This window comes from Paenibacillus endophyticus (genome assembly GCF_014192395.1).
In the GTDB taxonomy this organism is placed as follows: Bacteria; Bacillota; Bacilli; order Paenibacillales; family Paenibacillaceae; genus Pristimantibacillus; species Pristimantibacillus endophyticus.
Genome location: NZ_JACHXW010000007.1, coordinates 257,254 through 283,936 on the forward strand (window position 1 = coordinate 257,254; position 26,683 = coordinate 283,936).

The 26,683-nt window shown below is 40.3% G+C and carries 18 protein-coding genes and 1 pseudogene; 2 read left to right on the plus strand and 17 right to left on the minus strand.

Annotated elements, in window-relative coordinates:
- Position 1: 1 nt before the first annotated feature.
- The 5 genes from FHS16_RS14235 to FHS16_RS14255 form a co-directional block, all read right to left on the minus strand.
- Positions 2-2,551: a winged helix-turn-helix domain-containing protein gene (locus tag FHS16_RS14235; protein WP_183563269.1), complete on the minus strand. Its 2,550-nt coding sequence runs from the start codon at positions 2,549-2,551 to the stop codon at positions 2-4.
- A 315-nt stretch (positions 2,552-2,866) separates the two neighbouring features.
- Complete coding sequence (locus tag FHS16_RS14240; protein ID WP_183563272.1) at positions 2,867-3,331, minus strand: DUF8821 family protein; 465 nt, start codon at positions 3,329-3,331, stop codon at positions 2,867-2,869.
- Between the two features lie 23 nt (positions 3,332-3,354).
- Positions 3,355-3,834 carry a GyrI-like domain-containing protein gene (locus tag FHS16_RS14245; protein WP_183563275.1) on the minus strand — a complete coding sequence of 160 codons (480 nt, stop codon included), beginning with the start codon at positions 3,832-3,834 and terminating at the stop codon, positions 3,355-3,357.
- 174 nt (positions 3,835-4,008) lie between these two features.
- Entirely contained in the window at positions 4,009-4,431 is a 423-nt protein-coding gene (locus FHS16_RS14250; RefSeq protein ID WP_183563278.1) for a DoxX family protein, read from the minus strand.
- A 77-nt stretch (positions 4,432-4,508) separates the two neighbouring features.
- Positions 4,509-4,988, minus strand: coding sequence for a GyrI-like domain-containing protein (locus tag FHS16_RS14255; protein ID WP_183563281.1), 480 nt, complete (start codon positions 4,986-4,988; stop codon positions 4,509-4,511).
- 106 nt (positions 4,989-5,094) lie between these two features.
- Here FHS16_RS14255 and FHS16_RS14260 point away from each other — a divergent pair, with 106 nt between their 5' ends.
- On the plus strand, positions 5,095-6,060 hold the full coding sequence (locus FHS16_RS14260) for a helix-turn-helix transcriptional regulator (RefSeq protein WP_183563284.1): 966 nt from the start codon (positions 5,095-5,097) through the stop codon (positions 6,058-6,060).
- A gap of 222 nt (positions 6,061-6,282) precedes the next feature.
- Here FHS16_RS14260 and FHS16_RS14265 read toward each other — a convergent pair whose 3' ends face one another.
- The 3 genes and pseudogenes from FHS16_RS14265 to FHS16_RS14275 form a co-directional block, all read right to left on the minus strand.
- On the minus strand, positions 6,283-8,181 hold the full coding sequence (locus FHS16_RS14265) for a hypothetical protein (protein WP_183563287.1): 1,899 nt from the start codon (positions 8,179-8,181) through the stop codon (positions 6,283-6,285).
- Between the two features lie 21 nt (positions 8,182-8,202).
- Positions 8,203-8,719 (minus strand): annotated as a pseudogene (locus FHS16_RS14270) (transposase); the annotation flags it as partial.
- 270 nt (positions 8,720-8,989) lie between these two features.
- Complete coding sequence (locus tag FHS16_RS14275) at positions 8,990-9,883, minus strand: polysaccharide deacetylase family protein (protein WP_183563290.1); 894 nt, start codon at positions 9,881-9,883, stop codon at positions 8,990-8,992.
- Between the two features lie 496 nt (positions 9,884-10,379).
- Here FHS16_RS14275 and FHS16_RS14280 point away from each other — a divergent pair, with 496 nt between their 5' ends.
- The gene (locus tag FHS16_RS14280; RefSeq protein WP_183563293.1) at positions 10,380-11,462 is read left to right on the plus strand and encodes a hypothetical protein; all 1,083 of its coding nucleotides are present in this window, start codon (positions 10,380-10,382) and stop codon (positions 11,460-11,462) included.
- A gap of 368 nt (positions 11,463-11,830) precedes the next feature.
- On the opposite strand, the gene FHS16_RS14285 is transcribed toward FHS16_RS14280, so the two are convergent.
- The 9 genes from FHS16_RS14285 to FHS16_RS14325 form a co-directional block, all read right to left on the minus strand.
- Positions 11,831-12,589, minus strand: a complete 759-nt coding sequence (locus tag FHS16_RS14285; RefSeq protein WP_183563296.1) for an SDR family NAD(P)-dependent oxidoreductase — start codon at positions 12,587-12,589, stop codon at positions 11,831-11,833.
- Positions 12,582-13,664 (minus strand): 3-oxoacyl-ACP synthase III family protein, encoded by a 1,083-nt coding sequence (locus tag FHS16_RS14290; protein WP_183563299.1) that lies wholly within the window; start codon positions 13,662-13,664, stop codon positions 12,582-12,584. Before FHS16_RS14290 ends, FHS16_RS14285 begins: the two co-directional genes overlap by 8 nt.
- 10 nt (positions 13,665-13,674) lie before the next feature.
- Positions 13,675-13,893, minus strand: coding sequence for an acyl carrier protein (locus tag FHS16_RS14295; RefSeq protein WP_183563302.1), 219 nt, complete (start codon positions 13,891-13,893; stop codon positions 13,675-13,677).
- 36 nt (positions 13,894-13,929) lie between these two features.
- Entirely contained in the window at positions 13,930-14,913 is a 984-nt protein-coding gene (locus tag FHS16_RS14300) for a 3-oxoacyl-ACP synthase III family protein (protein WP_183563306.1), read from the minus strand.
- Positions 14,914-15,519: 606 nt separating this feature from the next.
- A complete protein-coding gene (locus FHS16_RS14305) occupies positions 15,520-17,259 on the minus strand; it encodes an ABC-F family ATP-binding cassette domain-containing protein (RefSeq protein WP_183563309.1) in 1,740 nt (579 codons plus the stop codon).
- Positions 17,260-17,477: 218 nt separating this feature from the next.
- Positions 17,478-22,913 carry an S-layer homology domain-containing protein gene (locus FHS16_RS14310; RefSeq protein ID WP_183563312.1) on the minus strand — a complete coding sequence of 1,812 codons (5,436 nt, stop codon included), beginning with the start codon at positions 22,911-22,913 and terminating at the stop codon, positions 17,478-17,480.
- Between the two features lie 488 nt (positions 22,914-23,401).
- Complete coding sequence (locus FHS16_RS14315; RefSeq protein ID WP_183563315.1) at positions 23,402-25,099, minus strand: ATP-binding cassette domain-containing protein; 1,698 nt, start codon at positions 25,097-25,099, stop codon at positions 23,402-23,404.
- Positions 25,100-25,168: 69 nt separating this feature from the next.
- On the minus strand, positions 25,169-26,020 hold the full coding sequence (locus tag FHS16_RS14320; protein WP_183563318.1) for a glycosyltransferase family A protein: 852 nt from the start codon (positions 26,018-26,020) through the stop codon (positions 25,169-25,171).
- Positions 26,021-26,025: 5 nt separating this feature from the next.
- Positions 26,026-26,664, minus strand: coding sequence for a glycosyltransferase family A protein (locus tag FHS16_RS14325; protein ID WP_246431759.1), 639 nt, complete (start codon positions 26,662-26,664; stop codon positions 26,026-26,028).
- Between the last annotated feature and the right edge of the window lie 19 nt (positions 26,665-26,683).

Here is a 26,683-nt window from a genome sequence, read left to right on the forward strand (position 1 = left end):
CTCAATTCAGAAGCCGATGCTGCTTAACGCGTTGAATGGCTTGTGTCCGATTGCTTACCCCTAGCTTCCGATAAACATTCTTCATATGGAACTTCACTGTGTCCAGTGTAATGTTCAGTCGTACGGCTATTTCCTTATATATGAATCCTTCTGTAAGAAGAACAAGCACCTTCTCTTCCTGTTCAGTCAGAGCCTCATTCGACAACGTCTTATATGGCTGTCCGCTGTTTGCAGCTTCAAGAATCTGATGGGTATATTTCAAGGGCATCCTCGGCTTTGCAGCCTCTTGCTGCTCTTTCACAAGCTGACTTAGCATCTCGACCATCAGCGGACCTTCATCGAGAAAGCTTCGAATATAGCCCGCCGGTTCCGAGAGCCTCAAGGCCATCTCCAAGGGAACGAATGCCTCTTTGGGATAATCAGATTGCCAAAGCACTATGCTTTGCAAAATTTTCAGCTTTATTCGGCCTCGCAGACGATTTTCCTTGTCCGCCAGACGCTCCAACTGCTCGAGCAATTGCTTAGCTTCCTCAATCCGTTTGTTCGCCGCGAGAATTCTCACCATAATCAGATACTCCTCAAAATAGCGAGGCGTAACCTCGTCCGCATACGACATTCCGCTTTGCTCCAACCATTCGCATGCCTGTTGCGGCTGCCCTTGGCTCAGCAGCAATTGAGCTTGCTCCGCCTTGATCCTCTTCCAAATGGCTTGCTGATCAGGCGAATCCACGTTAGAGCCGAGATCATTAAGCCATTCCATTGCTTGGCTTTCTTTCCCCAGGGCGCGTTGAACCCAAAATGAAGCAAGACCAATATGGATCCAGATCCATACGTTGGTTCGCAAATCCTCCCGGTTCATGGCTTGTTCAAGATACAGCTCCGCCTCTTCCAGCCGATTCCATTCATATAGAAGCAAGCAATACGATAAATAATGGTACCCGACAAATGGGTAGTTTTTTTTCTTCTCCCACGTCTTAATCCACTTCAGCAGAAACAACTCCACTTCGTGAAGATTGTTGCTTAGTGATAGAAGATCCATGAATCCTTCGTGTCCTTGATACCGTTTGCTTGAAATTTTCTGAAAGCTGCTAGCTTCCGGCAAATGTAGCTCCGACAGCTCAAAATATTTTGAAGTTAGCGGCAAGTCCTGCTGTAAATAAGAAAAGATACCGCATAGGTAATAAAGATTGCCCATTAACTGATTAAATGCGGGTTCCGGGATAAATGCTCTCATAGCTTCAAACCGTTTTTCCGCTTGCTCAGCCCTGTGTAGCCCCTGACGCCATTCTCCTTCCATTAATAAGTTGGAGATATAGAATAATTCGAAGGTCGGCATGTGCTCGTAGCTGCTCTCCGGTAGAGATGTAATCCATCTCACGAGTACGCTGCCTTTCGCTAACATCAGATCCGGCAAGAGGCGGTCGATAAGCCGAACGGCATCATTTGACTGCTGCGCTTTGATGTAATGCTCCATGGCCTCTTCGTAGAGTCCTTCATTCTCATGCCAAACAGCGGCTCGCTGATGAGATTGTCTCCACAGCTCCGTATGCTCTCTAGCGCTTAGTTGCTGCAAAAACTCGGACAATAGGTGGTGATATCGGAACCAATTGCGTTGATCATCCAGTGGAACAATAAACAAATTCAGCTGTTCCAGCTGTTCTAATTGTTCTTGACTGTCGTTCTTTCCCGTTACCGCTAAGCACATCTCCCAGTTCATGCGATTTAGAACAGACGTGGCCAGCAGGAACTCCCGCAAGGATACCGGTAAATGCTCAAAAACCTCTTCCAACAAATAATCGGAAATGTGACGCTGTCGACCATTAAATTGACTAATTGAATCGGCTATGTTGCCGCTTCGTTTCAGTGAGATGGCTGCGAGCTGCAGTCCGCTTACCCATCCTTCCGTTTGATGGAACAACTCAGCCACTTGCTTTTCGGTCAATAATAAATCTGTCGTCTCCTTGAAGAAAACATACCCTTCCTCCAGTTCGAATCGCATATCTTCAACCCGTATAATATTTATTTCCCCCTTGGCCAGCAGCCTGGCAGTAGGAAACAGTAATTCGGTGCGACTTGCTATATAGAGATGAACATGGGTAGGAAGATGTGCAAGCATATATCGGATTGATTCGTTTACCGTCGCATTCTCAATGACATGGTAGTCGTCTAAAATAAGAACGAAATCACCTTTAATTGAATGTAGCTCATTTAAAAACGCCAAAACGGCGGAATCAATGGATGCCGCCGACGCTTGCTCAAGCATATATTCAATCGACTCCCCGAACCGTGGCACTTTCTCTCGTATGGATGCGAAGACGCAGCTCCAGAATGCACTCCAATCGTTATCGTACTTGTCTAGTGAGATCCAGGCAACTGGATGTTGGCATTGCCTCGCCCATTCGCTTAACGCTGTCGTTTTGCCATAGCCAGCTTGGGCGGATAACAACGTCAGCTTGGTCTCCATTCCGTCCTCAAGCTTGCGCGTCAGTCGTGGCCTTGATACCAACACTTTTCGCACAGGGGGAATAAGAAGGCTTGTACTGCTAATCATAATCGAGTCCTCCGCACGCTGAATTAAACAAATAATATCTTCGATATATTCGACGTGTTTAGACATATTCCTTGTTGTTATCATGGTGACAATTGTTAATTTTTATACTATTTATATTGATGTTCTGCATTAAAGCGCGCTATGAATACGACTTTTATGGTGAAAGTTTACCTTTGATTGGCTCATTTGTAGTACGGTTCTCCGTTCTGTCTGTCGTGACAAGACTAAGGGCCATCCCTCAAAAGGATAGCCCTTAGTCTTGCATTTGTTTACAAATAGAAATGAGGGATTCCCCCATCTGCACTTTTGCTTACTTTAATATTCTTTTTTGATTACAAAAAACGAACCCCGGATTGTTCCAGCTAGCTTAGACTTCTGCCTAGCAAACTTAAATTTCTCTGCTAACTCCTTTGGTATCTCCATACCTTCAGAAAGCTTAAAACCAACGGCTCGCTTCTTAGGGTCATCAACCGTATACATGACGTTGATTGAAAGACCATCCTCATAAAACACATAGGCAAATTTAATATTTTCAACTTGAAACCGCGATGTTTCTAAAGGCTTGGCCGCAAACTCAATATCACGTTCTTCTTTCAAAATGCGGTTGACGTAATCAAGGGTATCCTGACTTTCGCTGGCTTGTTCAACCGTAAATTCATGCTTGTATTTGTTCATAAAGTAACGAGCCTCATTAGCACGCAAACCAGCAAGCGCTTCTACTACAGGTGAAGACTCTAAACCAACCGTAGACACATTTTTAAAATCAACGATCTGAGACACTCTCATCCCTCCTATGATCTCGCTTATTTTGTAACAACAGGAATCCATACTTCACCATAGACGAGGCCGTCTCGCTGCCCCATCTCTACCGTTGCATTTGGCCCGCCAACATAGGAGAAATTTTGTGCTTCCGGCAATACTTGGCCAAAGGCAATGCCAGTGAGCTTATTGCTCATCTCTTCGGCCGTATTCCCTTCGCCTTTAACGACGAGGTATTGCCCCTTCGGGAATTGAATAACTCTGTGTTCTTCCGGTACCGATGTTTCTGTCATGACACCAGCATAATACATCATCTTGTGATTTACCGCTTCGTTCACGGCAAAAATGTAGTCATTCGTGGCAATGGCCTTTAAAGCGTTTAGCCTTCCATCTTGCTCCATTGCCCGCCAAAAGCTTTCCTTCTCCTTGTTCATGCCGGCATAATCCGTGTAATCGCTCTTTAGCTCCGTTCCAATACCTAGTACGATAAAGCTGTCTTTTTCCTCAAGGTTATATGCTGTCATCATCAACACTCCTTTTTTTGAATAGATCAAATGATTTGTTTTTCACTTGATACGTCTATCATAACTATAAATCATGTCAAAATATGATACTGTTTAGAGGATCCGATAAAAAAGTAGAACGGATTAACCTCAACGATACAGGACATGTCTGCTATTGCGTCAGATCACTACCCATTAAAGTTTGCGGCTTTTCGGACGCAGCACCCAGGAGGCGATGCCAAGTGCGGCATAGAAAAGCGGAAGAATAATGTGGAATCCGTAATCACCGTAATCGTTGGCGAACACATGAGATAGGGCCGCACCCGTCATTAGAAAAAAGATCCCGCTATAAGCCCATTCCTTAAGCCGGGGGAAACCTGGCGATATGATCGCAATGACTCCAAGCAATTTCCAAACTCCGAGAATGTTCGTGACATATAACGGGAAACCAATATCGGTCACTAGTTCGACATTCCCCCCCAATCGCATCAGTTGCCCGATACCGCTTAATGTAATTGAGAATACGAGTATTATTGTGACAGTCCAATAAGCGACCATCCTTCCAATAGTACGGGTTTCTACTTTCATGACTTTTTCATTACCGATGATCGTACTCATTTTCATTCCTCCTAAAAGTTTTGCTTGTGTTACATCTTAGAACCTACTTCGAGCATCGGTAGCATTCACCTACTCGTTTACTTCTTAACAACAGCAATCCACATTTCCCCATATACAAAGCCGTCTCGTTGCCCCATCTCCACCGTTGCATTGGGTCCGCCAACATAGGCGAAATTTTCGGCTCCCGGCAAGACTTGACCAAAGGCAATGCCAGTAAGCATACTACTCAACTCATCAGCCGTCTCACCTTCGCCTTTAACGACGAGGTATTGTCCCTTGGGGAATTGGATTACCCTCTGTTCTTCCAGTACCGATGCTTCTGTCATGACGCCAGCGTAATACATCCTCTTGTGGTTTACCGCTTCGTTCACGGCAAAAATATAGTCATTCGTGGCAATGGCCTTTAAAGCTTCAAGCCTTCCATCCTGCTCCACTGCCCGCCAAAAGCTTTCCTTCTCCTTGTTCATGCCGACATAATCCGTGTAATCGCTCTTTAGCTCCGTTCCAATACCTAGTACGATAAAGCTGTTTTTTTCCTCAAGGGTATACATTGCCATGATCAACACTCCTTTTTTTGAATGGATTAAATGATTTCTTTTTCCACTTGATACGTTTATAATAACCTTAAATCATGTCAAAAAATGATACTGTTTAGAGGGCCCCATGAAAAAAGTAGAACGGATTAACATCATCATGCGGTACATCAACAACCGCGCCCACTTTACCATTTCTGAAATCATGCGAGAATTCAACATCTCTCGTTCGACGGCGATCAGAGATATCCGAGAAATTGAGGCGATGGGAATGCCTCTTGTCGCTGAAGTCGGGAGGGACGGGGGTTATTTTGTCATGAACAATTCCGTCCTACCGACTGTCCGCTTTACCGATAATGAGATTAAAGCCCTTTTTATTGCCTTCATGGCCACAAGAAATCAACAACTCCCCTATCTCAAGAGTCGCCAATCTTTAGCGGAAAAATTACTCGGACTCATCTCAAAAAACCAGCAGGATGATCTTGTTCTGCTAAATCAAATCTTGCTGTTTGAAGGAACCAACCCCCACAATCCCGACCTGCTTGATCTGTCAGACCTGCCCCATCCTATGTTAGAACAACTCATCCAAATCATTATTATGGACAGCTACTTACTGGTTTCCGTCGAAGAAGGAAGGGAAATAAAGTCTTATCCCATTTATCTGTTGCACTTATATCGTGAAAAAAGCTATTGGCAAATTGAAGGCTTTGACCTAAAGGAAGAAAAGAGGCGGATTATTCCTGTCGATAATCTCACCGATGTCAAACCATACCCTGAGAAAAAGAGAATAAGCAAGAAGAAGATTGTCGAACAACTAAGCAAGCAGGAAGAAGCCATCAACCTAGTCCTCGAACTCGGTCCAAAGGCGATTGCCCAGTTTAAAAAATACCATCCGTTAAAAATTTCAATTTCTTACACGAATCCTTATCAGACTACTGCTGTTCTAAAAGCTTTCATCAATGTTCATCATTCGGAGGAATTGGCGGAAATAACAAATTGGCTGCTTTTCCTAGGTGGTGACATCAAGGTTAGGGAGGTGCCGAATGAGGTTTTGGAGGGCTTGCAGGAGAGAATAGTTGTTTTAGGGAATAAGTAAAATAACCCACCCAATAAAGGGTCATTATCCCCAACCCCGAACTGACCTTCGACAGATTAACTTTCTCCATTCGTTGTTCGATAACTATTCGATGTGCGGTTTCCAATATAAGTTCTACAATCGTCGTTACAGGCGGCACTTCGGGCATTGGTCTTGCATTCGCTTTGAACTTGTTGATTCATATTCAACAGAGGAGTCAATTTGCTCATTAACAATCATTACCTACGTGTTACTATTTTCTTTATTATCCGAAGTTAATGTATAAATATACATATAGATCATGCCTAAAAACAAATACGATGATATTCCTTTTTCGGACAATCTTTTAATGGAAACTGCCAAACCTAATAGTTCATTCTCTATTCTATCCTCATAAACATTTAATGTTTTACGATGCCCTTTTTGATTTAGTATTTTTTTAAAGTTAAGGCAAAAGATAATAATGAGAAAGATATTTATTATAAATTCTAATACCGACTTTACTGCTATCTTGTCAACATAACCGCTAATATTCAAGGTATTTTCACTTAATAACCTTATAAAATTATAAATAGACAGCCCAAAAGGATAAAGCAGTGTAATTAGTATAACTAAATCTTTATTTTGAATTACGATCTCGACAAACCTGCTTAAAAGATGTCTCGTCCTCTCTTTTTTATTCTTAAACATATTAACCTTAATTCCGTAGATCGCTTCGTTTTCATCTTTCTCAATAGATTTTTCTTGTAGCTTAATCACATTTTCCAATGACTGATTAATAATCACTTGCCCCAATACTTCAAAATCTACTGTGCCTGGCTGGTTATTCACTTCGTTTCTATGTGTATTAGCCTTTCCACTAATCATTAGTCCTAAATATCTCCAATCACCAGCTGATGTAGAGATTCCCAGTTCCGCTCTTGCTTCCCTAGAAAATTCCCCTCCAAAATCATATTCTCCTCGGCTTTGAATGGCCGGCTTATCATCGTTTACAGAATATCTATAAAATTCAACGTTATCATCGTATATTTCACTATACCCAGTAAGGGAGCAGCTATATTTCCCCTCATGCTCTACATTCTTTCCCCTTTTCGTATATATGAGATATTCATCTATCGTTAATGTGTTACCAGCAATACTTATTATATGAGGAAAATATGAATCCGTTAGATAAATATTAATTAGATTTTCAATTAATTGTTCATCCCGTATGCCGTAAAGTGAATCAAATAATTTCTTTTGAACGGCTCTCTCTTGTTCATTCAATTGAGTAAGCTCTGCATAATAGTCCATTAAAAGAGGATGATGATTTAGAGAATATTTTGAATACAAATTGCCTTCATCATAAGTTAATTTCGGATGTCCCATACCTAGAACAGTGGCATAGGTAGTTCGATCCGTTTCTACATTTATTCTAGTTAAACGTTTATTAGCATTATATGATCCCAAAAGATTCACTTTTTTTAAATCTGTTAATACCCCTGAATATAAAGAATGACTGCATTTTAATTTTCCATACAAATCCTCCCAACACATTCCGGATAATAATGTATCGACCTGATTTTTAACGACAACTGACCTTTCTTCCCCATTTTCATACAGAAAATATTTTAAACTTAAGTAACGACACTGACTTGTTCCCAACCTTCCATGAAGACTTATTAGCTTTTTGCCAGTCGTTTCTGTATATCTATAGTATATAGTTTGTTCATCCAAGCAGTCCAAGAGCCCCTCTACATCTTGTAAATCATCACATTGTAACGTAACGCTAAACTCGTGGGTAATCGCAAGAACACATTTAGATAACAGAGCAGTTTCAGGAACCTGCTCTTTTAGTCGTATATTTTCTCCCCAGCTCCAATATTCTTTATTTTGAATAATATATTCAGCAAACGACTGCTCATTCAATAATGGGCTAATTGCATTGTATATTAAATCCTGTTTTATTTTTTCAACACTCAATTTAGGAGAAACTCCAAATAGACTTTCTTCTCGGATGAATGTACCCCCAATGGATATGTAGTTTGGGTTGCCGCCACATATGATTTTTGAGACTCTTGCGCTCGGTAAGGTCCTACTATGATTCAACAACTCCTGATTTACTTTTTCTATATACGGAATATCAAGTTCTTTAAATCTCATTTAATTACCCCATCTCTAACAACGAACCTTCAGTAAAATGCTTCTAATCGAGCCGCAGTTTGCATAAAGCGGATTCAGACAAATACGCTGCCGTCCACCAGATATCGCTTTTATCATTTTTGACCACATCAATAACATGTAGTCCGCGATTACAAATTTCTTGAATCGAAGGTGCATAAGTAAACCAGCTATCCATGAGCACAAAAGATGCAGACAGACTTGCAACAATTGCGCGATCCAGCATTGCGGCAATATTTTCAGCAGCACTTTGAAGCGCTTCTTTTCGACGCTTGTAACCGGATGAGCGTTTATCGATTCCCGCGGCGATCCCATTTATGCTAGTGTTGTTCGAGCTGAGAAACGCGAAGTCAACCGGAAAGAAGGAGTGACCGTCCGTCCAGCCCATGGTTAGCATGCGAAAATCCTTGTAGTAAACCCCTGTGGCATGATCTTTAAAGCGTACGAGCATCTCAACAGCATTGCTTCGGTTACGTTCAAACAAAGCTGTCTCGCGAGTGTCAGCGGTCAAGTGCTCAACGACTTCTCCATAATTATTGGAGCCCGTCCGAATCACTGCGTCAAAGTTAATTGGATAGGTTGTTACCGGTTAGTCTCCGAACGCCTCGATCTCGTCATCACGATTAACCTCGATTACACGCAACTCATAAACCGTATCTCAGGCTCGATGTAACATTAATAGGGTAAAGTTTAGAGGGCACCAACGGCGAATTTGTTAGGGTGCCCTCATTTCAGACCTTATTATCTATTTCTATTGCACTTTTCCAATATTGCGGACTTAACATCATCTTTAGTAGTTTATCTTTGCATGTAATAACTTCGAACAGTCAATCCGATCAATCCAGAACTCCCGTGCTTGCGGCACTTCCTTTGATACGGTGGAAAATGCACCCTTGAAACCATTAGCGACTAGAATTGGTGTTAATTGCTCTCTCATCGCTTTATGGTGAACACCTCCACCAAAAGCAGGTGTGTACCACTCAGGAGAAGACCCTAATACATTCTTAAGATAGTCCCGGCAAGGCTTAATTTCCCTGTCGTAGAACTGTTGAGGATTTCCACAGTAAGGCTGATGCTTGTGGCAGTGCACACCTATGGTCATTCCTTCACGATGCATATGCTTGATTTCCTGTTCGGTCAAGTAAAAATCATCAATAAATTTAGCTCTATCCGAAAACAGGGTGTCAAATACTGATCCCAGAATTTCAGTTGCTTCTTCTGTTGTCAACTTTACATTCAACATGTACTTGTTATACCTACGCAACCTATCAAGCTCATAAGAATAGATTGTGCTTGCTTCTTCTATGCCAGTTGTATCGTGCTTCAAACGAATCAGTTCCCAGATTTCCTCATCAGACACAAACGAGAGAACAGTATGCACAAGATGCATCATAGGAACAACACCCGAAACCAAAGGGCCTGACATCACTGTAAAATAAGCAGGGATCCCTTTGCGCTTCAAAATATCAAACGCATTGACATATTGATCCTTAGTGCCATCATCGAAAGTCAAGATACACCATGGTCTTGATCTGGGTATGTCCATCTGATCCAGTGAAATAATATCATATGTCTTGCTTAGCGTATCAATTTGATGTGAGAAATCCTGAGGCGACAAAGGGAAAATACCCCTCCAGCCATTTCGCTCCCGGATATAATGGTACATTACGGCAACATTATTCATATGCATTCCATCCTTTAGTCAGCAGCTAAAATATTCGATCGGACCATATCACAATCCGATTTTACAAAGTAAGTATCATCAATAGAGATTGGTGCTCCCTTGTTATGATGCATCATTGTCAACAAAAGCAATCACTTCAAACTACTGACTCAACATATATTGGGCATGCAGCGCGCCGTCTCCTGCTCCAAATAATATAACTTTACTCTTCCCAACCATCTTTACACACCTTGTAATAATTTTTGCAATTGATTTCTGTATCTTATATCGGTTATTTTGAACCGATAATAAAGGTCTTGATTACGCCGTCATGAAGTAAATCTTCTTAATAGTGTATTAAGTTATTAATATGATTTGTCGATAATCATTTATAAAGAAAGAATTCAAGTAGAACTTATAAAAAATAGCTGAGTTGCTAATTTCCAAAAATTTCGCAAGGGGATGTAATTGAACTATGGAGATACGGCTCTTTAGAAGAGATGAGACTAACTTATACATGGAAGCAGTAGATGAAATATGGAAGAAAAGCCATATCTTAAGCAGAGATAAGGCTCTAGCTGATTTTATGTTTTATAATACCCCGCGGCATGAAAAATATGTGGGGAAAGAAAACTATGGTGCTATCGGTGTTTGGGAAGATGGTAAAATCGTTGGTCTAGGTGGCTTAATGCTATTTGAGTTTAACCTAAATGGTGAAACAGAGGCAGCATGTAACGTAACCAATTCTATCGTATTAGAAGAATATCGAAGCTCCATGGCGGGCCTATTATTATATGCTAAACCTTTTGATCTGTACCCTTTCTTCTGCAATTTTGGGATAGGTCTCAGTACATTTTCAATGCGTGTTTCACCGGCTGCTATTTCAAGAGATATTGTAACACAACCTATTTATAAACTAGACCGGATGGTTGGCATTCTTGATAAGAAAAAAACAAGCGAAGTTTTACTAGATGGTAATGAGAATTATTTAAGAAATTATGGCATGGTTAGCAAGGTAACGCAATATGGTGACAAAACAGTTCGGCAGGAACTGGTAAACGATAGATGGGATAGCTTTTACTACACACATATTGCCCCTAAAACTATTAGTGTTTCACGCAACTTTGAATTCCTAAGCTGGAGATATTTAAACCATCCGACTTTTAATTATTTGGTGTATACTGCTCAAGATCAGGCTGGGAATTATGAAGGATTATTTGTCGCAAGGGTTGAAAGCATCGTCAATAACACCGCTAAAATTTTGCGTATTGTTGAGTTTATTTCCAAGAACCAAGATGCTTCCATAGCACTTGCGAACAAAATTGTAGAGATCGGAACTAAAGAGGATGTCCTTTTCGCCGATTTCTATTGCACGACAGATATGTTTAATTTTGGACTGGAATCAGTTGGCTTTAAGAAAGAATTTACTTCAGATGATGATAAAATCGTCTTGCCGTCCAGATTCCAACCTGTGGATTTATCAGTTGTTAATTTGAATGCATGCCTATCTTTTTACGGAAAGAAGGTAAAAAAGTTGAATCTTTTAAATAATAATATCTATTTTACTAAAGGTGATTCAGACCAGGACAGACCTAATTAGGCTAATAACAATATGTATCAGAAATCTGTTTATATGAAATAAAAGGTCCCTCTGACTGCCAGAATGAACTGCGACCCATAAGAAGGACACTTTGAAAAAAGTGACCCTCTTATAGGTCATTTGTGTTTTCCGAGACCAACTAACATTAATCATTTAATTATACAGGAAAACAGGATGCCCCTTCTCAAAAAAATGAGGAGGGACATCCTGTTTATAGATGTTGGACTTTTTAGTGGACTTGACGAATTCAGAGGTCATCTGCTAGCTAGTTAAGTTTAGGGCTATTTGTTTTAATCGTCTACTATCCGGGTCAAAGTTCAAGATGCTCAGTTGTAGGCACTTTTCGCTTTACACTATCTAAAAATGTTTTAGTGAGAAGTTGCTCCTGAATCAATAATAAAGTCCGTCCCAGTGATATATTCAGAAGGTTTTGAAAGTAAATATGCAATTGCATTTGCAACACTTTCGGGAGAAATATAGCCTGCGTATTGTTTTTCTAGTAATTTAATTCTTGCTCCTTCACCGGCTAGGGTTGTATACTCCTCAAGCAGCTCCGTTTCAACAAAAGAAGGACACACTGTATTTACGCGTATTTTTTTATCGGCTAGCTCCACTGCCATTGATTTTACAGCACTATTTAATGCCCCTTTTGATGCACTATATGCTATTTTTGTTTTATCACCTTGAAAAGAAGCAGTAGATGACATAACGACTATGCTTGAGTTTGGATTAAAGTTCCCTTTTTTCGCAAATATTCTAGATAATTCGATGAATGCAAAAACATTAATTACAAACACATCATTTATGAACTTATGCGTTGTCATATTTAATGGGCGCATTGGAGCAATTCCTGCACAATGCACCAAACCGTCAAGTGCCCCTGTTTCTGAAATCAATTTCTTCATCAAGCCCTCAATACCACTAATATCTTTAAGATCATATATATACGAAAGGTGGTTGCCACCTTCCATTTGATACAAAGTTTCAATTAGCTTTTGCTCATTTCTAGCCATCATAATAACTTGAGCCCCTAGTCGGCTTAGTTGGATACAGGTAGCTCTTCCAATACCGGAAGACCCACCTGTAACTAATACCTTCTTGCCACTTAAGTCCATAGGATTAATCAACCACAATTCCTCCGTCTTCGAAATAATCATCCGTTTCAATAATCGGCAAGCAGTTTTCTGCTAACACGTCAAAATAATTAGTTCCCCAAGATAAACCTATTCCAAATCCGGGCGCCAGCACTTTTTTTATTCCCTGTTCTTTGCCCCCATACGCATCACAAATGGTTATGGGTATTGATGTTACACTTGTATTTCCGTATCTGTCCATGGAAACTCCGAGCTTATCAAGCGAGATCTTTGCTTTTTTAGCAATATGCTTGAGCATAAATACATTTGCCTGATGAGGTGCAAACAGGTCATAGTCATTATGAGATATATTATGTTCTGCCATAAAACTTTTTAACATATTGGGAACCTCGGTGATGGTAAAATCGAATACCTCTGCCCCATTCATGTATAAATCATAATCAGAGCGAAGCACACCTTCACCAAACTCTCTACGTTCATGACTGCCTTTTGGAGTGCGGCAAGCACCGGCTGGTGTAATTATAGATTTATATCCAGTACCATCAGTATAATAACAGTAAGGAATTTGCGACGCTTCATCATGCTCAAGGGCTGTGGCAAATCCAGAATCACCAAATAACATAGCAGCGGACTTGTCCAAGGGCGATATACCTTTCGTTGATGTATCTCCACCCAAGAATAAAATACGCTTTGTATCTCCGGTCTGCATCAATGAGCCTGCAATATATATACCATATACGAAACCGGAACAGCCTAAATTTACGTCAAATGCAATACAATCTTTTTTCAAGCCTAACCGTCCGTGCAAAACACATGCAGTGGCTGGAGCTATATAATCAGGACTTTGTGTTACAAAAATCAAACCATCAATGCTGTTAATGTCCCATTCCAAGTGCTTAATAAGATCCTGCGCTGCTACAAAAGCTAAATCAGAGGCTGTTTGTTTTTCTGATGCTACGTGACGTTGTTCGACGCCGGTCATTTTGACAAATTTTGAAACACTCTCTTCTCCGAATAGCCCATTACTTTCCGAAGTTTTTACTACAGTTTTAGGCACTGCACATGCAATACCTCGTATTGCTATATTTCTTAAGATTCCTTTTGGCATATACGACGCCTCATTCCATAAAGTCGATGATGTCTTGCACTGTTTTGAACTCTTTAATCATGGCTCCGGTTAATCTCTTTTCGAAATGTTCATCAACAAGAGCAATTAACGAAATTGCCGCAAGCGAATCCCAGCTTTCTAAGGATTCAAGCTTGCAAGTCATCTCTAACGACCCCTGTTCAAGCTCTAACATATCTTCCAGCAAGTCTAATTTTGTTTGTACGTTCATACTCATTTCCTCCAATTTAAATTAAAATATCTATATTTACCATACGATGATGGTTGAACCCCAGGATAATCCTACTCCAAAACCTACAAGAAGGATAGTGTCACCTCTTTTGATGCGACCCTCATTCTCAGCCTGACAAAGTGCAATTGGTATTGTTGATGATACCGTATTACCTGTATCACTCATGTTTATAAAAAATTTATCCTCTGGAATGTAACACTTTTTCCTTAAGTGATCTAACATATAACTGTTTGCTTGATGAAACACAAAAAAATCGATATCATTAAAGGTTAGGTTATTTTTTATCAAAACGTTTTCTATAGATTTCGGAACAACATCTATAGTAAAATTGAATATTTCTGGTCCATTCATGTATAGGCTATTACTTAAACCATCTTGATTATTGTTTTCTGTCCTTCTTGACCTGACTCCACTTGATGAAACGATCAAATGTTCCGCGCCGCTTCCATCAGTGCCCAAGTCGAATTCTTTAATTTGCGAGGCCTCACTATAAGAAATTAGAGCCGCGGCTGCTCCATCGCCAAAAATGGTTACAACACTTTTTTCTCTTGGATTAATATATTTTGAATAGGTTTCTGCAGTAATTAAGAGTATATTCTTTGCTATATTCGTATTTATTAATGATTTTGCCACAGCTAGTCCATATATAAAAGCTGAACAACCCAAATTAATATCAAAAGCGCCAGCAGATTTGGGAATCTCTAATCGGTCTTGCAGTATACAAGCTGTTGTTGGAACATTATAATCTGGGCTTTGTGTAAAAAGGATTACAAAATCTATATCTTTGGGTTCAATTGAATGGTTCTCAAATAATTTTTTGGCAGCACAGTAAGCAAGGTCAGATACATATTCATCATCATTTGCAATGTGTCTATTTACTATTCCTGTTTTATTGTAAATTTTTTCCTCCGTCCAACCCGGGAAAGTTTTTGCCAGATCTGCGTTTGAGAGAATCTTTTGAGGAAGAAAATATTCAATTGCTTTTATCCCTATGTTCATTCCAAATCCCCCTCAGATTACCTAAAACCACCTATTATCAAAGTTTTTTTCTATACACTTTAATATCGACAATTATCGATAAAATCTTTACATTATCATTCATTAAAGTTCAAAGAAACATATTACTAAATAGTATATCATTTAAAGGGATGCTTATTAAATAGAAATTGATGAGTTGATTCCAAGACACCTCTTTCCACCCAGACCTATGCAATCTGCTTATCAAGCCGATTCTCACGTTTATCCCACGGACCATCCGCAAATCCGTGGTCCCGTATCTTTTTAACTACTTGGAGACAGCGTACCTATATGGAAGGTGTGACGTCCGGCCTTTCTTGTTCAGAGTCATATGAAAAAACGCGAAAAAGTGCAGATCTGATTCAAAAGAATTTCTTCCAGCAATGCGGTCCATCTAAGATCCTCTTCTTCATATCTGGTTGGCTTAAGATACTTGTGGTAAGACTTTAATAGCTCCTACCAGTCCTCGGGAAATCCATCAATGTAGCAAAGAGACACTGAGATTCTACTCATCAGTGTCTTTTAATTAATACTTTTTTACCATCATCGTTAAACTCAAACTCGTTCACTTTAGCCCTATCCGCTGTTTTAAAGCAGCTTAATCAGCTCTTCCAGCTCATCAACCCATACTTTTGCAAGTTCAAAATCAGTATCTTTTAAAGCCAATTCTATTTTCATTTCAAGTGACTTTTTCTTTTGTTCCGTTTCTAAATAATCTTTATTAAAATGACTCGCATAAATCATCTGTCTAAATTTGCGCATACTCATTTTTCTGATCGTCTTATCGTCAATGATTAACACATAATCCATTCCATTTACAACGGAATAAAAATCATGAGAAATCATAAGAATCGCACCTTTATAGTCTTCAATGGCTTTATCCAGTGCGATCTGCGTATAGATGTCTAAATGGCTTGTCGGTTCATCAAGAAGCAGTAGGTTGGCTTGACTGGCAGAAACTTTAGCCAATTGAAGCATGTTTTTTTCTCCGCCGGATAAAGACTCGATTTTTTGATTCAGCATTTCTCCTTCAAAGCCATAGTTTGAAAGATACGATCTAATCTCATCATACGTTTTAAATCCGGCATCGATGAATTCATGTAGTATGGTATTGGAATCCTTTAGCGTTTCGCCTTGAAGCTGTGATAAATAAGCCACTTTAACATCAGCATTTATTTCGATTGAATCATGATTGTTTTGAAAGATTTCTCGGAGTAAGGTCGTTTTCCCGGTACCGTTAGCACCGATAATGGCTACTTTATCCGTAGATTTGATCTCAAAGTTCACATTTTCCAAAAGCAGCTCATCAAAGGAAACGCTATAATCATTGACATTAACCACAGTGGTGTCTTCCATTTTATGAGCCATACCAAAACGAATATCCGGCTGCTTAATATCGACAAACGGCGCTTTGATTTTACGCGCCTCCAGCCTTTCTTGAAACTTGACTCTGGCTTTTAACGCTCTGCCTCTGGATGCTCCCGAATTATAGGTGGCGATCGCTCGAAGATTATCGATGATGTGCTCGTTTCTCTCGATTTCCTCCTCTTCGGCAACGGTTAATTCTTGCAGCTCAATTTTGGTCTGAAGCAAAGAGAAGTTATAATCGATATATCGCCCATCAAACTCTTGGATCTCCGTATTTTCGAGATGTATGATTTTGTTGAAGCAATGATTCAACAGATATCGGTTGTGCGTAACCACCAGCAGCATGCCTTTGTGGGAATTGATCAATTTTTTAAGCGCATTTAGGTTTTCAAAGTCCAAAAATACATCGGGTTCGTCCATAATAAGCAAGTCCGGACGGCTAAGCATTTCCTTCATTACTTGAATAAGTTTGAATTCCCCGCCGCTCAGGTTGGATACGTTAAGATCTTTCAGCTTCATGAGGTTTGCCAGGTTCAACTGCTTATTAATGGTGTTTTCAAAATTGTCCCCGTCCATCGACTCGAAGGCGTCCAAAGCCGATTGATATTTTTCCAGCAGCGAATCCATATCCGACGTGGTTGCCATTTCAGCATAAATCGATGTGATTTCATCTTGTATTTTGATAAATTGTTCTCCGATATATTCAAAAACGGTCATTTCTTCGGTTTTGTCCACTTGCGAGAACTGACTCACATGCCCAATTCTGCAATCCGGGTCGATCTCTAACTTGCCATCATACAAATATCTTTCCGGATCCGTCAGGATATCGATCAGCGTACTTTTCCCACTGCCGCTTGTTCCGATAAAAGCGCAATGTTGACCCTCTTCAAGCGTAAACGAAATGTTGGTATAGAGTTTTTTTTGCGGAAACGAGAAGGATAAGTTATCAACTTTTATCATAGTGTTACCTTTCTTGACAGCTAAAATGGTGATTATTGTTAGATGTAAGTCTGTGGAATAGTGGCTTGTTTCTACTTTACCACTCCGTTTTTCAACTGCATAGGCTACACTTCGTTGGACAGAAAAAATAAGGGCTTATAGTCAGTAAAAAAGGTTCATCGCAGCAGTCAGCCACGATGAACCCTTTCATAAAAAGAAACTACGTTATAATAACTTCATTAAAGCTTTCTAAAACCTGGAAGGCCAGGGAATTGACTTCCCAGAACTCCTGGAAATCCTGGGAATCCCGGAAATCCTGGATTTTCGCCTCCTCCGCCTTCTTCATCAGCCAAAATAAGCTCATATGTCACATTTTGTGCAGGTACTAAGTTCAAATCAAATTCCTTAATTTCCGGTGCTCCATCTAATGCCTTCCATCCAATTCCAGTCAATCCTAATTCCCAGACAAATTTACTTGGAATCATAAATTGTACGCCAAAACGGTAGGTTTCCTCATTGATTACCTTTACTTCTTGTGTAAACGGATCAATAACTATAAATTTCACTTTATACACATTTCTATCATAATACAGCTTCAACGTCGTGCTACCATCTGCATGAACAACTCCACTGCTTATGGGTTCGTAATCGGTACCCGTTCCTTGTAGCGCATAGAATCCGGAGTAGGTTTTATGGGTTGCAGTTACCGTGTCCCCTATTGCTCCTTGTAGCACTTCTGTATCCACTAATTCAAATGGACCATCAATACCCGTACCTCTTTGATAATGCTCCACCGTATACTTTTGCCTCTCTGAAGCCTCCGTCCACTGTGCAGTGTAGGTCAGATTTCCCGCTGGCATTTCACGATTCTCCGACGGAATTGCAGGTGACCAGCCTGCAAATTTATAACCATCACGCGTTGGATCAGATGGTATTTGATAAGGCATTCCTGCAATCAAATAGCTTTTCCCAGAAACACCATCTGCAAAAGCTCCTCCATTCAAATCAAAAGTTAGCTCATACTTACGCTGTAGGTATTGTTTCACTACAAGATTTTTAGGATTATCCGGATCTACTACAATTTTATAATCTGTTGGAAGACCCCAATCATCTGCTAACTCGTACTCATTTGGACTGTTATAATAGCCTGTCGCTTGGGAACGAGCATTGAACTCTTTGAATGCAGTAGCCAAATAAATTTCACTACCGACTTTCAAAAATTGTCCATCGTAGCTATCTCTTGAATAATATTCTACGAGTACCCTCATGTCCTTCTTTAAATCGAAATATGCCGTATAGGTTTTCGATGTAGCTGGAACAACCTCATCCATTGATTCCCAACCCAGGAAGGCAAGACCTTCAACATTCGTCACATAGCTCGGAACATTCAATCTGTCCCCATACTTCATGTATTCAATATACCTGCCTGCGGAAATCGGTACATCATCTGTTGCCTTCGAATAGTCGTGTTGGAAGATCAGCTCAATCGTATCGCGCTTATAATAGTACTTGATTACAGTTGATCCGTCTGCTTTAATCACCTCATGAGTCTTTTGAGGTGTAATAAATCCTGGGATATACTTCGGATCTACTGAAGGTAAAGCATTCGTTTTTCCTCTTAATTTTTCTGTATCGACTAATGTGTAGCCCTTATCATGTAAATTCTCAGAATAGGTTTCAACTAGATACGGCGTATCCGTAGCAGGTACAAATGCAGCATAAAAGTTACGATTTTTAACATCCATTACAGTTGGAAGCGGAACCTTCCAACCTATCGTTCCCATACTTTCATTATACCAACCTGCAAATGTATAACCTTGCTTTGTAGGATCCGGAATCTGAGGAATCGCTGATAAATATGGACCAATAATCTGCCGCATGACTCTCATTTCGGAAATTGGCGATTGGTCATCAAGTTCCTTCAAGGTAATGGTATAGCTATCATTAAGATTATCGTATGAGAGTTTATAGGTACGAGTCAGACCACCAGAACCTAATGATGCGCTTGATCCGTCATAAGTGATATATAATTTGGTTTCATAGCCAGTGTCTTCATCACGATCAGGTGTAATTGTACGATTGCGAGGATCATATCTGAACAAGTCCCTCTCCGCGAAACTGATTCTAAAGAAAGAAGGATCATGTATAGAAGAAGTGACTTCACCATCGTGTAAATCCATCTTATCCATCATAAAGTATTCAAGCGGTAATTGATAAGAGGTCTTTCCAAGCTCACCATGTATCGTAATCGGCTCTATATCATCCTGTTCGTAAGAAAAATCCAGAATCGCGTTACGTGTACCCATTTCGAATAAAGGCTTCTCATAGGTCGTTGAGAAAGGTACAACCGAGAAGGTTCCTTTAAACGCCTGCGCAATAATTTTTATCTCTAAATATAGCCCGATCTCTAAATGATAAGCGCCTTTCATGTTAGAAATCGCCGGGCTGCCTGCTACCCTCTCATAATGATAATAGAAGAAGCCCCATAGTTTAATATATCCGCCTAACTCTGCTTGCACCCCAATGCTATTAAGCGTCGTGGATAGGGCACCGACCTCTACCGTAAGGCGAATCCCCGCCCTTAACCCTAATTCACCCATCGCATAGAAGGTAAAGTTATACTTTTCAGGTACAAGCGTAGTTTGAGAGTTTCTAACCTGAGCTGCCATGATACGCATATTGAAGCTATAACGTTGCCCGTTTTCATACGTATATATAATTCCAACCGAGATATTAACCTTTGCACTCACTACAAACTCTGCCTTAAATACAACCTCAAAAATACCGTAAACGACTCGCGTGCTAGTTCTAAATATTTCTTTCGTAACGATGTCAACCCAATCAATATCTTCGTTCTCTAAGAATTCTTGATATAGCTCGGGCAAGTCATTTGAAATCTCATCAATTTCATTATCGGTGTACTTTTCAGTCTCTTCCATAACCTCTTTAATTTGTCTGGCGACGTTAATAACATCATCACTTTTCCAATCAATATCTTCCTCTTTTTCAAATAGGCCGAGATTGGCATCGAATCTTACTGCCGTATACGTATATACATCAAGATCTACATGTACTGAATAATCGACAGGTATGGATATGAACCAGAAATCTTCCCAGTAAATCTCGCCACCGGCGCTAAGGTTAACTGAAAACTCTTGTTCAAATGTTCCTGTTAATTTAATTTTGATTTCGTGATCTGCACTAACTTCAATCGCTACTTCTGCTTCAATTTCTAAAGAGGCACGAATCCCTGTTTTTCCTTCAAAATGTTCGAGGTCCTTTGAAATATTTACCTTTACTTGTTCAACAGATACTTCTACCTTTGAACCCGCTATATTCATCAGGCTAGTACCTTGAGCCGCATTTTCTCTAAGATGCTGAATGTCGCTATCACTAAACTGGGCAGCATCTACATTAAGTTCCTTAAAGCTGTCTGTTTGCAGAGCCATTGACGCAAGATAGCCCGAAGCCTGTTGTGCAAATCCACTATTGATGGCTTCCTTAGTCATCTCTGCTTCCAGTTGGGCAATACTTTCGCTGCTAAGCAGCTCTTCATTCTCTAATTCCTGATTTTTTTTATAATAATCGAATGAGTTGCGCATGGCTTCTTCGCTAATAACCTCGTAAGTAATCGTATACGTGTGATTAGCAAGATTAACTGTTTTGATCTGTGCATAGTTGGCAAGCTGAGATGCCTCGCTCCATTCGCCGGTATAGAATGCGATAAAATCTCCTGGCTCGACGCTAAGATCTTCTTTGAAATGAAATCCCTCATACTTTGCGTCCGAAAAATCCATCGTTGATTCAGATACCGTGATTGAATTATTGTTCGGATTACCATCCGTATCCTCAGTAACAGTGACGGGTAAAACATCTGGTACAAAAATAATATCCGTTACATCTGGTGCACCGTAATGATACTCATTGCCATTTTTGATAGAAAAAATTTCGACGTAAGAAATGTTTCCTTCATCCTCTAACGGCGCGCTGCCATTACGCTCATTTGGATGTGCTCCATCATAAATGGCAACGGTATCTCCTACTTCAATCTCACCGCCATCATAAATGAAGTAGCCATTCTCATAGTCGCTTACGATTGTTTCCGTGCTTCCCTCCTTGATCTCATACGTAAATAATGAGTTCGCAATAAACTTAGCCTGCTGACCGCCTTGACTCATTAAAGACACATCAGATGCACTTAAATATTTTAGGTTTGAATTGAATTTAAGATTGTTGACTTCAGTCTTAGCCGTCGTAAATGCAACTTCCCTTGTTGATGAGTCGTATTCCGTATCCCCTTCTTTGAAGACTAAAGCATCTTCAGTCAATACGAGCTTAAAGGTACCTCCCTCAGGAAATTGCTTATTCTCGTTATTGGCAGTAATTATGTATTCATTGTTAACCTTAGTTATGGAAATACCTGAATCCTCCATAAAATCAAGATGCGAAGATGAGCTAAACTCAATCGCATTCTTAATCGTAGATTCTGTTAATTCTCCAGAGCGATCAACGACTTTAATTGAAAATGCGCTTGGTTGATCCAGCTTACTAATTACAGGTATGCTTTGGACTTCTAGTGCTTGTTCTGATAATTCTTCGAACCTGGCATACAGTGTTATATCGCTAGTTACGATTCTATCTAAAGAAACTACCTTAGTTAACTCCCTATCCGTATACCAATCCAGGAAACTGTGGTTTGCTTTTCTTGCAATTGGCAGTTCACCTAGTGAATGACCTGCAACAACAGACTTATTCGCGATCGGTGTTCCACCGTCTGTTTGGAATGTAATGGTGTAGGTTCTTGGTGTTGGTATTGTCGGTGTTGTCGGTGTTGGTGAAGAACTTTCCTTAATCACCTCATTACTGCGCATGACAAACGAAGCCGCTTCAGCACGAGTTGCATTGGAGGTTGGATTGAAATTTCCGTTGCGATCTCCATTGATTAGGCCAGCTCTCCATAATGCCAATATAGCATCCCTTGCCCAGCTTGAAACATGACCAATATCGCTTGGCTCTGTAATAACGGTATTTCCTGTTTTATAGTTGATATTAAATTCCTCAAAATATCTCACCATAATTGTAGCCATTTGCTCTTTTGTCACCGTATTGCTCGGTGCAAACTTATTATTGCCTACCCCTGTTACAATACCGTTTTCATTTGCCCATTCTACGTACGGTGCATAATAAGAACCCGAGGACACATCCGTGAATGAAGAGGCTGAGGTGTATTTTGAAGAATCAATTCCTGCTACACGTCCAAAAACGGTAACGAACATTGCACGTGTCATCGTGCCTTGTGGTGAAAAGGTGTGCTCGCCTGTACCTTGAAATAGGCCATTTTGATACACATAATTTGCTGCATCGAAAAACCAATCGCCCGGCTTCACATCATTGAAAGAACTTGTTGTATTCCCATTCGTCAAATTCGTTGCGTCGACAACTGGATTAATATTTTGCACTATACCATTCCAGCTACTTGATAACTCATTGGATGGAGGTAACGCCAACAATTCTGTTCTAGATTCACTAGAATTGCTGGAATCACTAAAACTACTTGACCCGCTGAAGCCACTCCGATCACTAAAACTGCTCGTTTGCGCCGATATCAAACCTGGCGCTACTAGGGACACCGATAATAACACAGAAAGCATTAAACTTATAATCCGTTTGTACAAAGACTATCACTCCCCCAAAAATGAATTACATGAAATGGCATTTTACCTCGTACTGAAAAGTTTTGTGGAACAAGGCTTGCAAGAGACGATTACAAGAAAAAACGACTGACACCATATACAGTGTCCAGCCTCTTGTGCATCCAATTGTTATCTTCAACCATGTTAGCACAGCAACTTAACCCTTATCTGAAACCTAAAGAAAACTTTAACTTCAACTTGAAAATGGGAAGTAGAAATGGATCCAAACTATCAATTCTACAGAATCTATCTGTATGCAAGAATTGGAATACGAGTCGATTGTCACATCATGTGACGAGGATGGAAAAGCGCAAACTTGAGGAATTTAAGAGATACAGTATTATCAAAATGATGTTTTTCTAAAAATAAAAGCGGCAGAAGAGAGTTTATCTCTTCGCCGCTATTTATTAAATAACTTTGCCTAGGATCTGCACAGTTCGGCGCCCTCGAGCTCTTCGGTACTGTACTAATCACTTAAATTCATAGACGAAATCACAATACTTTAGAGTCGATTCTCGATGGGATGCAATGATAACAGTCTGATTATTTAATTTAGACACTGCCCTCATAACTTCCTCTTCAAGGCATTCGTCGAGTGCAGAGGTTCCCTCGTCCAACACCAAGATATCCGGAGAATCGTACACCGCCCTCGCTAGGCCTACGCGCTGGCACTGTCCCCCGGAAAGAAAGATTCCGTTTTCGCCAAGATTGGTGTCTTCGCCATGACTTAACCCTGCGATCATATCTGCTATTTGAGCTACCGATATCGCATGCTTCATTTTTTCTTTATCATAGTCTCGATAGAAAACAATATTTTCCTTCAAGGTTGCATTCAACAAAAAAACTTTTTGCGGAAGATATCCGAAACGAAACTTTATCTCGCCAAGTTGTTCCATCGTTCCATCTTCATGCTCCACATCTAGTCTTCCTTCTTTCGGCACAAGAAGACCCGTCAACAGATTTAACAGCGTACTTTTGCCTATTCCGGAAGGACCCCTTAAACCAACGATAGCCCCGCAAGGAATCTCAACATTTATTTTCTTTAAAACTTCTTGTCCATTCCCATAGGAAAAAGACAGATCACGACATACAATTTTGCTTCCCTGATTAAACCTGCCTGTAGTACGTGTATCTTTGTCTTGATCATTTGCGGCATGCGACTTGCTTTGTTTGTCTTCCTTGAGTATCCCTTTAATCTTCTCGTAGAAACCTCCGTCCATTCGATCCAAAACCGAGGAATTGGCATACAAAGAAGATAAATAACCGTTTATTCTTGTCACTCCTGGCATAACTCTAATTAAAATTAAGGCTAGAATGGCCATTTTCGACATGACGTCCTCGGATGAACCATTTGTTACATAAACAGCAAGAAACGCCATCAACATACAAGCCACCGTAATCAATTCAATTAGATGTCTAGGCAACGTGGAATAGACAGTCTGCTTTACTTCTAATGTTGCATTCTCCCGAATATACCCTTCGTAGAGATGCTCCACTGCATCTTTTGCATTATACAATTTTACTTCCTTGATACCATTTATGGCCTCTCTTGTAACTGCACTCATTCGGTCAAAGCTGTGATTGGAACGTTTTCCGGTATCTCGTACTTTAGTATAAATAAACCGATGGAATAGGATCATGATAAGAACATACACCAGAATCAAAGCCGCCGATATATTGACATTTAGGATGCACATGTAAGCCAAAAGCATGAGAATGACTAGAGCTTCTGCAAAAAATTCCAGCATACTCTGTATACTCAAGAAGATGGAACCCGTATATTTGTTAATATTATTAATAAGAGCCGACGAATCTTCATCAGTGAATGACTGATAATCTTGATCCAGGTACATGCGTAACAGTGACTTGCTTGTATCCTTATAATTGTTAACGATATATTTGCGCTTTATAATTCCTAACCCATATACAAACACGTTTTTTAATAGAAAACATATAAAAACAATTCCCGCAAGAAAAGCAACTTTTCTTATACTCTCATGCCCCCCCTCTAGAATCGCAGAAACAAAGGGGAAAATAAGTGAAATGCTTGCTGTCTCTAACGCTGCACCTATTACATAGAAAAAAACAAGCACGCAAAATCGAATCTGTCTCTTTCGACCGAACAGATTCCATAGTGTAAGTACATTCACTCCGAGTGGTTTATTCAAGGCAGGTCGCCGCTTTCTTAAAATAGTCCATGGAATTAACCTTATTATGAATTGTCAATATTCCTGTCTTCACTCTATGCTCGTTCTCTTTCTTGCCATCATCGCCGTAGTTTGCATTAAGGTCTTCTTAAATGCAGCAATCATATTTTCCACTTCTTTGCGATAATACTCTTGATCACATTCACAGTAGGGCAAAATACTTAAATAAAGCTGCTTGATATCTTCTATCCGTTTCATAGTTTCCGTGAAACTACGCTTCGTACTCGAATGGCCACTACTTCTCCTGCAGTATACATGTAGCTCCTCGTTTAGATAAGCACACTTGCTTCGGCTCGCGATTGGAAGTAGCAGCTGCGGATTCTGATCCACAGTGGATGCCGGAATCTGACGATTAGGATAACAGGAAAACAAGGCTTCCGTTCGCACCATAAAGCGCCCCGCAAGCTCCAAGATACGCTCATGGAACAAGTCATCAAATATATTGGACAAAAACGGCTGATTTTCTTTTTCTCTATACCTGATCGGATTCTCTGTCTCATCTTTGATCAAGCCATTGCTTCGCACCATATTGACATCAGGATGAGCAAGAAGACACTCCACCATCTTTTCAATACTGTCTTCTGTCCAGTAGTCGTCCGCATCGCACCAGGTTAATAGTTCGCCATGAACATTCGGTAGTGCCAGGTTTACAGCAGCCACTTGTCCTGCATGGTTCTGGGAAATAATCTTCACTGATATCCCTTTTTTCTCCATTATTACTGCTCTCTCTGTAAGGACCGAGAGTGAATCATCGCTAGACCCATCATCCACCAAAATAAGCTCCAACGGCGCATAGGTCTGGTTTTCTACGGAATCCAAAAAGGTGTGTAAATGAGGCATGGCATTATAGACTGGCGACATGATGGATACTAACGGTTTCATTCCTTTTACATCCTTTTCCTTAAAATAGCTGCATAATTTTTCATTTCTTCTTCACGTTTTAAACGTCCTGTATTGGTCATATGAAGGCGTCGCCTTAACGTTACTTGGTTGATTTCCCGAACCACAGCTCCTGCTTCCTTCACATTCATCATCCAATCTACCGTTTCTCCGCTTGAAAGATTTTCATCGAAGTATCCGCTCCGATCAAAGACCGATTTTTTGATAAGCCCACAGCCCGGCAATACACCGCCATAACCGTTTTCTCTTACCTTCAGTTTCGCCCTTTGTTCACTCGATAACTCCGGCGAAACAAAATCCTTTGCCTTTCCATATACAACATCACAGTCCGATTTCTCTTCCATGGCAATAAAAAGATTGACCAATGCATCCTGCGACAACACATCATCTGCATCCAGAAACAGTATATACTCCCCATAAGCCATCTTGAGTCCGATATTCCTTGCCTTTGCTGCACCGCCATGTTCCACCGAGATCACACGATCACCCAAGCTCTGGGCTTTGGCAAAGGAGTTATCTTCTGAATGATCATCCACAATAATAATCTCCTTCTCGCCATTCCAGATCTGGCTCGATATCGATTCCACTGCTTCTTCCAAATAATTTCCAGCATTGTATACAGGCATAATAATAGATAGCTTCACT

What these genes read in the sequence shown, in the direction of transcription:
- FHS16_RS14275 (WP_183563290.1), bottom strand. Translation starts at nt 9,883, where the DNA reads ATGAATAATGTTGCCGTAATGTACCATTATATCCGGGAGCGAAATGGC.
- FHS16_RS14235 (WP_183563269.1), bottom strand. Translation starts at nt 2,551, where the DNA reads ATGATTAGCAGTACAAGCCTTCTTATTCCCCCTGTGCGAAAAGTGTTG.
- FHS16_RS14260 (WP_183563284.1), top strand. Translation starts at nt 5,095, where the DNA reads ATGAAAAAAGTAGAACGGATTAACATCATCATGCGGTACATCAACAAC.
- FHS16_RS14245 (WP_183563275.1), bottom strand. Translation starts at nt 3,834, where the DNA reads ATGACAGCATATAACCTTGAGGAAAAAGACAGCTTTATCGTACTAGGT.
- FHS16_RS14305 (WP_183563309.1), bottom strand. Translation starts at nt 17,259, where the DNA reads ATGATAAAAGTTGATAACTTATCCTTCTCGTTTCCGCAAAAAAAACTC.
- FHS16_RS14255 (WP_183563281.1), bottom strand. Translation starts at nt 4,988, where the DNA reads ATGGCAATGTATACCCTTGAGGAAAAAAACAGCTTTATCGTACTAGGT.
- FHS16_RS14320 (WP_183563318.1), bottom strand. Translation starts at nt 26,020, where the DNA reads ATGAAACCGTTAGTATCCATCATGTCGCCAGTCTATAATGCCATGCCT.
- FHS16_RS14290 (WP_183563299.1), bottom strand. Translation starts at nt 13,664, where the DNA reads ATGCCAAAAGGAATCTTAAGAAATATAGCAATACGAGGTATTGCATGT.
- FHS16_RS14265 (WP_183563287.1), bottom strand. Translation starts at nt 8,181, where the DNA reads ATGAGATTTAAAGAACTTGATATTCCGTATATAGAAAAAGTAAATCAG.
- FHS16_RS14325 (WP_246431759.1), bottom strand. Translation starts at nt 26,664, where the DNA reads ATGCCTGTATACAATGCTGGAAATTATTTGGAAGAAGCAGTGGAATCG.
- FHS16_RS14250 (WP_183563278.1), bottom strand. Translation starts at nt 4,431, where the DNA reads ATGAGTACGATCATCGGTAATGAAAAAGTCATGAAAGTAGAAACCCGT.
- FHS16_RS14295 (WP_183563302.1), bottom strand. Translation starts at nt 13,893, where the DNA reads ATGAACGTACAAACAAAATTAGACTTGCTGGAAGATATGTTAGAGCTT.
- FHS16_RS14280 (WP_183563293.1), top strand. Translation starts at nt 10,380, where the DNA reads ATGGAAGCAGTAGATGAAATATGGAAGAAAAGCCATATCTTAAGCAGA.
- FHS16_RS14300 (WP_183563306.1), bottom strand. Translation starts at nt 14,913, where the DNA reads ATGAACATAGGGATAAAAGCAATTGAATATTTTCTTCCTCAAAAGATT.